We start from the raw sequence: 10,482 nt of genomic DNA on the forward strand, positions 1-10,482 counted from the left end.
CTAGAGGGCTACGCCCATCAGGGCGTCCACGGCACGGGAGACGACGCCGGGGGCGCCCTCGTCCGTACCGCCCCGCTCCTCCTGGAGCGCGGCCCAGCGGTCGACGGCCGCGAGGGCCGAGGGCGCGTCCAGGTCGTTCGCGAGGGCCTCGCGGATCTCGTCGACGAGCGCCTCGGCCGACGGGCCGTCGGGCCGCGACACGGCGGCCCGCCAGCGCTCCAGGCGCGCGACGGCGTCCTGAAGTACCTGGTCGGTCCACTCCCAGTCGGCCCGGTAGTGGTGCGAGAGCAGGGCGAGCCGGATGGCCGCCGGGTCGACGCCCTCGCGGCGGAGCGCGGACACGAAGACGAGGTTGCCCTTGGACTTGGACATCTTCTCGCCGTCGAGCGCGACCATGCCGGCGTGCACGTACGCCTTGGCCATCGGGAACTCGCCGGTCAGCGCCTGTGCGTGGGAGGCGCCCATCTCGTGGTGCGGGAAGGCGAGGTCGGAGCCGCCGCCCTGGACGTCGAAGCCCATTCCGAGGTGGTCGAGCGCGATCGCGACGCACTCGATGTGCCAGCCGGGCCGGCCCTGTCCGAGCGAACCGCCGTCCCAGCTGGGCTCGCCCTCGCGGGCCGCCATCCACAGCATCGGGTCGAGCGGGTTCTTCTTGCCAGGACGGTCCGGGTCGCCGCCGCGCTCGGCGGACAGCAGCCGCATGGCCGCCACGTCGAGGTTGGCCACCCCGCCGAAGTGCGGATCGGCCTCCACGGAGAAGTAGACGTCACCTTCCAGTTCGTAGGCGGCACCGGAGTCCCGCAGCCGTTCGACCAGCGGGACGATCCCGGGTATGGCCTCGACCGCGCCGATGTAGTGCCTCGGGGGCAGCATCCGCAGGGCGGTCATGTCCTCGCGGAAGAGGGTCGTCTCCTGCTCGGCGAGGGAGACCCAGTCGACGTTGTCCCGCGCGGCGCGCTCCAGCAGAGGGTCGTCGACGTCCGTCACGTTCTGGACGTAGTGAACCTGCCGCTTGGTGTCGAGCCACACGCGCTGTACGAGGTCGAACGCGTTGTAGGTCGCCGCGTGACCGATGTGGGTCGCGTCGTACGGAGTGATGCCGCAGACATAGATACGGGCGACGGGACCGGGGTCGAGGGTCACAGGACCACCGGTCGCGGTGTCGTGGATCCTGAGGTCGCGGCCCTTGCCGGGCAGGGCGGGGACCTCGGAAGCGGGCCAGGCATGCATACCTTGAGCCTAACCGGACGGATGTTCCGTATACGAACCGGACCAGGGCAGATGGCCGGACAGGCGTCCTTGCGCGTCGCCTCGAAGTGTGCGTCCGGGCTATACGGGTGGCCAGGGGATCGCGGGCCACTCCCCCGAGGGCTCGGGATGCCGTCCGGAGGCGAGCAGATTGGCCACACGGGCGCGTGTGGCGTCCAGCTCCGCCGCGGTGATCAGTTCCCCCAGCCGCACGCCCAACGGCCCTCCCAGGGCCTCCCTGAGCCGTTCCAGGGCCTCGACGGCCTCGGCGGTGAGCTTCTCCCCCGCCCAGCCCCACAGCAGGGTGCGCAGCTTGTTCTCGGCGTTGAAGGTCACGCCGTGGTCGATTCCGTACAGCCGCCCCCCGGAGGTGGGCAGCAGGTGCCCGCCCTTGCGGTCCGCGTTGTTGATGACCGCGTCGAGGACGGCGAGCCGGCGCAGCCGTTCGTCGTCGGCGTGCACGAGCAGGGCGGTGCGCCCCTCGCCGACCTCGGCGAGGCCGATGGCCTTCCACCCCTCGCCGGGTTCCTCGGCGTCGATGAGCGCGAGCAGTCCGGCGCCTCCGTCGATGACCTGGCCGCCGTCGCCGTCGTCGTGGCCGTCACCGGGTTCCTCGTCCGGCGGCTCGATCCACAGCTGGCACATGCCCCGGCCGTACGGCCCTTCGCGCAGCACGGTGGTCGGGACGAGCCCCCAGCCGGTGGCCTCGGACACCTCGTAGGCCGCGACCTCCCGCTGGGCGAGGGTGCCGTCGGGGAAGTCCCACAGCGGGCGCTCGCCGGCGACCGGCTTGTAGACGCAGGTCGCCTCGCGTCCTTCGTGGGACACGTCGCACAGCAGTACCGCGTTCGAGGCCTCCCGGATGCGGCCGCGGACGGTCAGGGCGCCCTCGGTGAGCAGCTCGGCCTCACTCACGCCTCGCGGCGGTATCCGTTCTGGCGCGGACATACGTGTCCTTCCGGGTCGAGCGGGAGACTGCACAGCGGGCACGGCGGCCGGCCGGCGTTGACGACTTCGAGGGCACGCTTGGCGAAGGCCCGGGCCTGTGCGCCGGTGAGGCGGACCCGCAGCATCGGAGGACCGTTCTCCTCGTCCTGGAGCAACTCCTCCTCGGCGGCGGCCAGGTCCTCCTCCGAGTCGGCGTCCAGCTCCACGAGAGCCTGGGCCTCGACGATCATGCGCTGCTCGTCGCCGTCCCAGGCGAGGGCCATGGTGCCGACCCGGAATTCTTCCTCGACGGGCGTGTCGAGCGGGGCGGTGTCGGAGACCGCCGTCGGGGGCAGCACGGGCACGGGGGCGATGCCGCCGGTGCGCCGTACGACCTCGTCGAGAAGCTCGTCCATTCGTTCGGCGAGCGCCGCGACCTGCGTCTTCTCCAGGGCGACACTGGTCACCCGGGGGCCTGAGGAGGCCTGCAGGAAGAAGGTACGGCGCCCTGGCAGCCCGACCGTACCGGCTACGAAACGGTCCGGCGGGTCGTAGAGGAACACCTGACGGGACACGTCCTGTCTCCATTGGATCGATCGACTGCTTCTGCCGTCACTTGCGTCTGCCGCTGACAACTGCTGCGCTGCTTCGACCGCCTCACCCTACTGCGGCCGACGATCACGGTGCGCCCGCACCGCCCCCGACCGCGGCGTCGCCGCCGGACGGCTCCTCGCGCGGCGCGAGGGAGGCGAGATCGCCGGTGTCTCCGAGGCGTACGAGAAATGGCCGCAGTCGTGTGTAACGGATCGCGGTGATGGAACACGGTTCTACGGAGATCCGCTGGAAGAGGTCCAGATGAAGACCGAGTGCGTCGGCCACGAGCGACTTGATGATGTCGCCGTGCGAGCACATGAGATAGACGGCGTCGCTGCCGTGATCGCGCTCCACGCGCGCGTTCCACTCCCGTACCGCCTCGGCGGCCCGGGTCTGCATCGCGCGCATGGACTCACCGCCCGGGAACGCGGCGGCGGAGGGGTGCGCCTGCACGACCTCCATCAGCGGCTCGCCCGACAGCTCGGCGAGCTTGCGCCCGGACCAGTCTCCGTAGTGGCACTCCCCGATGCGGTCGTCGGAGTGGGCCGTCAGGCCGGGACGGGCGTCGAGCAGCGGCCGGATCGTTTCCTGGCAGCGCTGGAGGGGGCTGCTGACTATCTCGGCGAGCGGCAGCTCCGCGAGGCGCCCGGGCAGGGCCGCCGCCTGCGCGTTGCCGCGCTCGTCGAGGGCGACGCCGGGTGTCCATCCGGCGAGGAGTCCCGCGGTGTTGGCGGTGGAGCGTCCGTGCCGGACAAGGATCAAGGTGGGCATGCGGCCCAGCGTAGGCGCCCCGCCGAGTGCGCCGGAGAATCAGTGACAGGAGAATTCGCTCTGTGATCGTGGACTGTGCCATCTACCGGGACGGACACCGGACCGAGGGTCCGGAGGATCTGTCCGACGCGCTGGCCGCGGCACGCGCGTACGGGAACGCCTTCGTGTGGATAGGGCTGCACGAGCCGTCGGAGCGGGAGTTCGATCTCGTCACGGACGAGTTCGGGCTGCACGAGCTGGCCGTCGAGGACGCCCTCAAGGCGCATCAGCGCCCCAAGCTGGAGGTGTACGACGACTCGCTGTTCGCGGTCCTCAAGCCGGTGACGTACGAGCCGGACAGCGACACCGTGTCGTCCGGCGAGCTCATGATCTTCCTGGGCGACTGTTTCGTGGTGACCGTGCGGCACGGCGAGGGCGCGCCCCTGAAGTCGGTGCGCGACCGGCTGGAGAAGGACCCGGACATGATGCGCCTGGGTCCGACGGCGGTGCTCTACGCGATCGCCGACGCCACCGTGGACCACTACCTGGAGGTGGCGACCGAGCTGCAGACCGACCTGGAGGAGCTGGAGGCGGAGGTGTTCTCGCCGGACGACGGCGGCTCGCGGCACACCGCGTCCCGGATCTACACCTTCAAGCGGCAGATCCAGGAGTTCCGCCGGGCCACCGGGCCGCTGTCGGTGCCGTTGCACCGCCTGGCGGGCGCCGGTGCGGCCGGCCCCGCGGTGCCGTTCGTCGACGACAAGGCCCATCCGTTCTTCCGGGACGTCAACGACCACCTGACCCGCGTCAACGAGTCGGTGGAATCCCTGGACCGGCTGGTCTCGGACGTCCTGTCGGCGCACCTGGCGCAGATGAGCGTGCGGCAGAACGACGACATGCGGAAGATCTCGTCGTGGGCGGCCATGGCCGCGGTCCCCACGATGATCGCGGGGATCTACGGCATGAACTTCGAGCACATGCCGGAGCTGCACTGGCTGTGGGCCTATCCGGCGGTCATCGCGATCATGGTGGTCCTGGAGGTGCTGCTGTTCCGGCTCTTCAAGCGGCGGGGGTGGCTGTAGCGGGTCGCGGCCGAGGATGCGGCCGGGCCCGGACGGGCTCCACGCGCGCGTGACGCGTACGAGGCGCCACGCGCGCGTGGGTGGTCGGCCGACGGTGGGCGGTCGGGGGTGGGGTGGGGCGCAGTCGGCCGGTCAGGCGTATCCGGGTGCGGCCGTCGCCGGGCCGCCGAGGGCGTCGCGCCGCTCCGGCATCGTCAGGGAGACCATCCGCCGCCAGCCGACCGTCCGCTCGTAGGCGTACATCGCGCGGATGCCCGTGGCGAGGAGCGCCGCCTTGGGGCCCGACCAGCCGAGGATGCGCCCCATGTGGGCCATCACGGCGAGGCTGACCTCGCGGTAGACGCGGGCCTCGGCCAGCGCGCACTCGCGCAGGGTCCGCTGGATGGTCCGGCCGTGTCCCGCCCGGGCGAAGCGCAGCAGTTCCTCGTGGCAGTACGCGAGGTGGTTGTCCTCGTCGTCGGAGATCATCCGTACGGCCTTGCCGATCTCCGGATGGTCCCCGAAGTCCTTGCGGAGCATGACCATCTGGTCCGCGGCGCGCTGCTCGGTGACCCTGCTGTGGGACAGGTAGGTGACGATGTCCCGCACGGTGAGCGGTTCGTCGCGCTTGAGCTTGTCGTGCGTGAGGCCGATGCCGTTCTTCTCCAGGAGCATCGTGTAGTCGGTCCCGGGCGGGATCTCGACCGGTGTGAGACCGCGCTTCTTCATGAGGGCGTTGAAGATCCGGCCGTGCTTGTCCTCGTCGGCACCGTGCCGGGTGATCTTGGGTGCGAGCGCGCGCTCGGCCTCCGGTACGAGGGCCGCGATGCGCGCGTTCTCCCAGCCTCCCTGTGTCTCCCCGCTCGCCGCGATGGAGCAGAAGAGCCGGAAGGACTCGTCGTTGTCGATGATCTCCTGGAAGAGACTCCTGGCCGAAAGCATGACTGTGCCACCTCCACGCGCGACCACCGCCTCCTGCGGGAGTCCGCAAAGAACGAGTCAAATGGGCAGCCAGGGGTGCGGCAACATCTGTGTCGGACAAATCCGCTGAACGGTGGACGCGCAGGGAATGCCGGGCGCGTAACCGAGCGGGCCGTCGCGCGTTGTTCTCCGTGACGGCCGTGGCGGGGAAGACCCCCCGAGCCCCCACCACGGCCGCAGAACTCTCCCGTCCCGCGAAGCCGTCCCGTCCCGCCGGACGCGGCTATGCGACTCCGGCCCGCTCGGCGGCGTCCGTGCCGGCCCGCAGCGCGGCGATCCGCTCGTCCAGGGTGAAGCCCGCCGGAGCCAGCGTCAGCGTGGTGACGCCCGCGGCGGCGTAGGCCTTCATCCGGTCCGCGATGCGGTCCACGGAACCGAGCAGCGTGGTCTGGTCGATGAGCTGGTGCGGGATGGCGGCCGCCGCGCCCTCCTTGTCGCCGGACAGGTACTTGTCCTGGATCTCGGCGGCCTCCTGCTCGTAGCCCATGCGCTGGGCGAGCTGGTTGTAGAAGTTCTGCTTGCGGCTGCCCATGCCGCCCACGTAGAGCGCGGTGTACGGACGGAACATGTCAGCCAGTGCCGTCACGTCCTTGTCCTCGCCGAGCGCGAGGGGCACGGTCGGACAGACGTCGAAGCCGTCCATCGTCAGACCGGCCTTCTCGCGGCCCGCGCGCAGGTGCTTGATCGCGGTGTCCTCCAGATGGTCGGCGGACGGGAAGATCAGCAGGGCGCCGTCGGCGATCTCGCCGGTCTGCTCCAGGTTCTTCGGGCCGATCGCGGCGATGTAGAGCGGGATGTGCTCGCGCTCCGGGTGCACGGTCAGCTTGAGCGGCTTGCCCGGGCCGCCCGGCAGCGGCAGGGTCCAGTGCGCGCCCTCGTACGACAGGCGCTCGCGGGTCATCGCCTTGCGCACGATCTCGACGTACTCGCGGGTGCGGGCCAGCGGCTTGTCGAACTTGACGCCGTACCAGCCCTCGGAGACCTGCGGTCCCGAGACGCCGAGGCCGAGGCGGAAACGGCCGCCGGAGAGCGAGTCCAGGGTGGCCGCGGTCATCGCGGTCATCGTGGGCTGGCGGGCCGGGATCTGGAAGATGGCCGACCCGACGTCCATGCGCTCGGTCTGGGCGGCGACCCAGCTCAGCACGGTGGCCGCGTCCGATCCGTACGCCTCGGCGGCCCAGCAGACCGCGTACCCGAGGCGGTCGGCCTCCTTGGCCACGGCGAGGTTGTCCGCGTCCATTCCGGCACCCCAGTAGCCGAGGTTGATCCCGAGCTGCATGGCCGATTCCCCTTACTGATCAGTAACGTCCCTTGTCCGGCACCCTAGCGCGCCACCGGGCCCAGCGGCAGGGACAGCATTGCGGATCATGTGACGAAGGTTGTCCACAGGCTTCCCACACGTCGACTTGCGGCCAGTAATCTCAGCCACCATGGAGCAGAGGCATCTCGGCCGTACCGGCCTGCGCGTGTCCCGCATCGGGCTCGGCACCCTCACCTGGGGCAGGGACACCGGCGAACACGACGCCGCGGACCTGTTGAAGGCGTTCTGGGAGGCGGGCGGGACCCTCGTCGACACGGCCGACGTGTACGGGGACGGGGAGGCCGAGTATCTGCTCGGACAGCTCATGGACGGCCTCGTCCCCCGCCGGGACCTCGTCATATCCACCAAGGCCGGCAGTGTGCCCGACCCGGACCGCCGGTTCGACGGCTCGCGGGGACATCTGCTGTCCGCCCTGGACGCCTCGCTGGCCCGGCTCGGCACGGACCATGTGGACCTGTGGCAGGTCCACGCCTTCGACCCGGACGCGCCGCTGGAGGAGACCCTGCAGGCCCTCGACATCGCTGTCAGCAGCGGCCGGGCCCGCTATGCCGGGGTCTCCAACTACTGCGGCTGGCAGCTCGCGAAGGCGGCGACCTGGCAGCTCGCCGCCCCCGGGACCCGCACACGGCTGGCGAGCACGCAGATGGAGTACTCGCTGCTGCAGCGCGGCGTCGAGCGCGAGGTGCTGCCCGCCGCCCTGGACCTGGGCATCGGGCTCCTGCCGTCGTCCCCGCTGGGCCGGGGCGTCCTGACCGGCAAGTACCGGCACGCGACGCCCGCGGACTCGCGGGGCGCCTCCGAACAGCTCGCGCCGTTCGTCGCGCCGTATCTGGACGACGCGGCCAGCCGCATCGTGGACGCGGTGGCGACGGCGGCGGACGGACTGGCGGTGACGCCGCTCCAGGTCGCTCTCGCCTGGGTCCGCGACCGGCCCGGGGTGGCCGCCCCGATCATCGGCGCGCGCAACGCGCCGCAGCTCACGGCCGCGTTGTCAGTGGAGACCCTTAGTCTTCCTGACGAGATCTGCCGGGCGCTCGACGACGTGTCGGCGCCCGTGCACCACTATCCCGATCACGACTGGAGCACGCTGTGACCACGGAGCCGTCCGCCGCCGCGGAGGAAGCCGAGCCGGGGACGCCGGACGCCGGTCCCGAGTCCGGGACGCCCGGCGCGGGGGAGCAGCCGGGCACCGAACCCCGCCGGGACGCCTCGCAGGACGCCGGCGAGGGAGACACGACGGACGCGGCGGACGGGACGGACGTGACGGACGGGGCCGAGCGCTCCTCGGCGGACCCCGTGGAGGGTTCTTCGGCGGACACCGCGTCAGGCTCCTCGGCGGACACCGCGGCGGGCTCTTCGGGCGCAGACAGCCCCCTGGACGGGGACGCCGGTGCGGACGGTGGGGCCGCCGACAGCGCCGAGAGCGCCGGAAGTCCCGCCGGGAGCGCCACCGAGGGTGCGGCCCAGTTGTCCGAGGCCGAGGCCGAGCTGGCCGCGCAGCGGGAGCTGCGGGAGCGGATCGAGCGGCGGAAGGCGGAGAAGGACGGACCGGTCCTGGCCGGAACGGCACTGAGTGGGAAGGCCGCCGACCTGCTCGCGGCCGTCCGGGCGGTGGAGAGCGGCGAGAAGCCCTCGGCGAGCGTCTTCAGCGGGCCTGAGCCCACCGCGCGCAGGGTCGCGCAGGAGCCGGTGCGCCGCCCGCAGCCCGTGCCCTCCGGCGCCCCGGCGTCGATGGCGTCGGAGTCCGTCGACGCGGTCCGCGCCGTGCTCGTGCGGGGCGGTGCCCCGGAAGCGCTGGCACCGCAGACCGCCGCCACCCTCGGCGAGGGGGCGGACGGCCAACTGCGCGAGGACCCCTGGCAGTTGCTGCGCGTGGCGGGCGTGCGCCCCGAGCAGGCCGACGGGTTCGCTCGGGCCCTGCTCGGCGCGGAGTGCGGTCCGGACGACGAGCGGCGGGGCCGCGCGGTCACCGTGTGGCTCCTCGAACAGGCCGCGCTGGTGGGGCACACCGCCCTGGAGGCCGCGGCGCTGCACGCCGCGCTCGCGCAGCGCTCGGTGCCCGACCCCGACGCGGCCGTGCAGAGCGCGCTGGCCGAGGGTGACGCGCTGGTCTTCCAGGACGCGCTGGACGAGCCCGGCGGCACGCCCCCGGCGCCCCGGCGGTCCGTGGAGGACGCCACCCAGGACGACGAGGGCGGCGAGGACGGTGAGGAGGCCGAGGAGGTCCGTCCGGTGCGCGTCCTCATCGGTCTGGAGCGGTACGCGCTCGCCGAGGAGAGCCTCGCCGACGGACTGGCCCGGGTGGTCAACTCCCTGCCCAAGGACGAGGGCGCCGCCGCGGCCTGGGAGCCGGCCGCGACCGGCTCGGCGGCCGAACTGATCCGGGCGGTCGCGGGCCACGGCCTGGTCCTGCACACCGGCGGCGAGGCGTCCCGCGCGGAGCCCGCGTCCCTGGCGACGGCTGCTCTCTCCCTCGGCCTGAGGGTGTGCGCGGCCACCCACCACCCGGACGGCCGCCGCCGCTTCGCGGAACTGCTCGCCGGCGCGGAGGCGCGGGATGCGGCACCGGACCCGGATCCGTCGTCGGCGGTCGTGGCCACCGTCGCCGGTCTGCTCTCCGGCGAGGAGGGCCCGGGGCGCGACCGCGACGGCATGCTCCGCACCGACCTCCTGATCGTGCTCGACGCCCCGCAGCTCGACGTCGAGAGCGCGGCGATGCTCGCCGAGTCGCTGCCCGACGGCGCCCGGCTCGTCCTGAGCGGAGACCCCGGCGTGCTGTGGTCGGCGGGCCCCGGACGGGTGTTCGCGGATCTGCTCGCCGCGCGGGTGTGCCCGCAGATCGCCTCACGGACCCCGGACCCGGGCCCCGTCGGCGAACTGGTCTCGGGCATCGGCATCGGCGAGCTGAACCAGGTCGAGGCACCGGGCAAGGAAGTCGTGATCATTCCGGTGCGGGACGCCGGGGAGGCGATCCACCGCACCGTGCAGTTGGTCGCCGACTCGGTGCCGCGCGCGATCGGCATCCCGGCCGGGCAGACCCAGGTGATCACGCCGGGCCACGGCGGTGCGGCCGGCACGCGCGTGCTCAACGCGGCACTGAAGGAGCGGCTCAACCCGGGCCCCGGCCGCTTCGGCGGCTTCGACCCGGGCGACCGGGTCGCGTACTCCGCGACGCCGGGCCGTGCGGTCCTGGGCCAGGTGGTGAGGGCCGACGCCGACGGGCTGCACCTGGAGTGCGCGGGCGCGCCCGTCGTCGTACCGAAGGAGCGGGTGGAGCAGACCGTGCGGCACGGCTGGGCGCTCACCGCCCACCAGGCCGTCGGGGTCCGCTGGCCCGCCGCGGTCGTGGTGCTGCCCGGCGACGCGGCGCAGGCGCTCTCCAGGCCGTGGGTCTACACCGCCTTCGGCCGCGCCGACCGTCACCTGTCCGTGGTCCACGGCGTGGAGCAGGCGCTGCCGCGCGCGGTGGCGGAGATCACCGCCAAGCCCCGTACGACGAGGCTCCCGGCCCTGATCACGGCTCAGATCCCGCCGTCGGTCTGAGCGCGGGCCCCACTCCGCGAACGCGACGGTGGCGGTCACCGGCCCTTGCGGGGCCGG

The 10,482-nt window shown here is 72.6% G+C and carries 9 protein-coding genes; 3 read left to right on the forward strand and 6 right to left on the reverse strand.

Annotated features, from left to right (window positions below; genetic code table 11):
* The 4 genes from mshC to ACFWGJ_RS35830 all read right to left on the reverse strand — a co-directional run bounded on the left by mshC (nucleotide 1) and on the right by ACFWGJ_RS35830 (nucleotide 3,540).
* The gene (gene mshC / locus ACFWGJ_RS35815; RefSeq protein WP_387332952.1) at nucleotides 1–1,230 is read right to left on the reverse strand and encodes a cysteine--1-D-myo-inosityl 2-amino-2-deoxy-alpha-D-glucopyranoside ligase; all 1,230 of its coding nucleotides are present in this window, start codon (nucleotides 1,228–1,230) and stop codon (nucleotides 1–3) included.
* 99 nt (nucleotides 1,231–1,329) lie between these two features.
* The gene (locus ACFWGJ_RS35820; protein ID WP_387332954.1) at nucleotides 1,330–2,196 is read right to left on the reverse strand and encodes an SCO1664 family protein; all 867 of its coding nucleotides are present in this window, start codon (nucleotides 2,194–2,196) and stop codon (nucleotides 1,330–1,332) included.
* A complete protein-coding gene (locus ACFWGJ_RS35825; RefSeq protein WP_210892128.1) occupies nucleotides 2,160–2,750 on the reverse strand; it encodes a DUF3090 domain-containing protein in 591 nt (196 codons plus the stop codon). Before ACFWGJ_RS35825 ends, ACFWGJ_RS35820 begins: the two co-directional genes overlap by 37 nt.
* A gap of 103 nt (nucleotides 2,751–2,853) precedes the next feature.
* Complete coding sequence (locus tag ACFWGJ_RS35830; protein WP_387332956.1) at nucleotides 2,854–3,540, reverse strand: histidine phosphatase family protein; 687 nt, start codon at nucleotides 3,538–3,540, stop codon at nucleotides 2,854–2,856.
* 62 nt (nucleotides 3,541–3,602) lie between these two features.
* On the opposite strand from ACFWGJ_RS35830, the gene corA reads away from it, so the two are divergent.
* Nucleotides 3,603–4,601, forward strand: a complete 999-nt coding sequence (gene corA, locus ACFWGJ_RS35835; protein WP_387332958.1) for a magnesium/cobalt transporter CorA — start codon at nucleotides 3,603–3,605, stop codon at nucleotides 4,599–4,601.
* A 132-nt stretch (nucleotides 4,602–4,733) separates the two neighbouring features.
* Here corA and ACFWGJ_RS35840 read toward each other — a convergent pair whose 3' ends face one another.
* A complete protein-coding gene (locus ACFWGJ_RS35840; RefSeq protein WP_387332960.1) occupies nucleotides 4,734–5,522 on the reverse strand; it encodes a ferritin-like domain-containing protein in 789 nt (262 codons plus the stop codon).
* A 262-nt stretch (nucleotides 5,523–5,784) separates the two neighbouring features.
* Nucleotides 5,785–6,840, reverse strand: a complete 1,056-nt coding sequence (locus ACFWGJ_RS35845) for an LLM class F420-dependent oxidoreductase (RefSeq protein WP_387332962.1) — start codon at nucleotides 6,838–6,840, stop codon at nucleotides 5,785–5,787.
* Nucleotides 6,841–6,991: 151 nt separating this feature from the next.
* On the opposite strand from ACFWGJ_RS35845, the gene ACFWGJ_RS35850 reads away from it, so the two are divergent.
* Both ACFWGJ_RS35850 and ACFWGJ_RS35855 read left to right on the forward strand, forming a co-directional pair.
* A complete protein-coding gene (locus ACFWGJ_RS35850; protein ID WP_387332964.1) occupies nucleotides 6,992–7,975 on the forward strand; it encodes an aldo/keto reductase in 984 nt (327 codons plus the stop codon).
* The gene (locus tag ACFWGJ_RS35855; RefSeq protein WP_387332966.1) at nucleotides 7,972–10,425 is read left to right on the forward strand and encodes a helix-hairpin-helix domain-containing protein; all 2,454 of its coding nucleotides are present in this window, start codon (nucleotides 7,972–7,974) and stop codon (nucleotides 10,423–10,425) included. Before ACFWGJ_RS35850 ends, ACFWGJ_RS35855 begins: the two co-directional genes overlap by 4 nt.
* Nucleotides 10,426–10,482: the final 57 nt, after the last annotated feature.

This window comes from Streptomyces sp. NPDC060205 (assembly GCF_042728395.1).
Classification (GTDB): Bacteria; Actinomycetota; Actinomycetes; order Streptomycetales; family Streptomycetaceae; genus Streptomyces.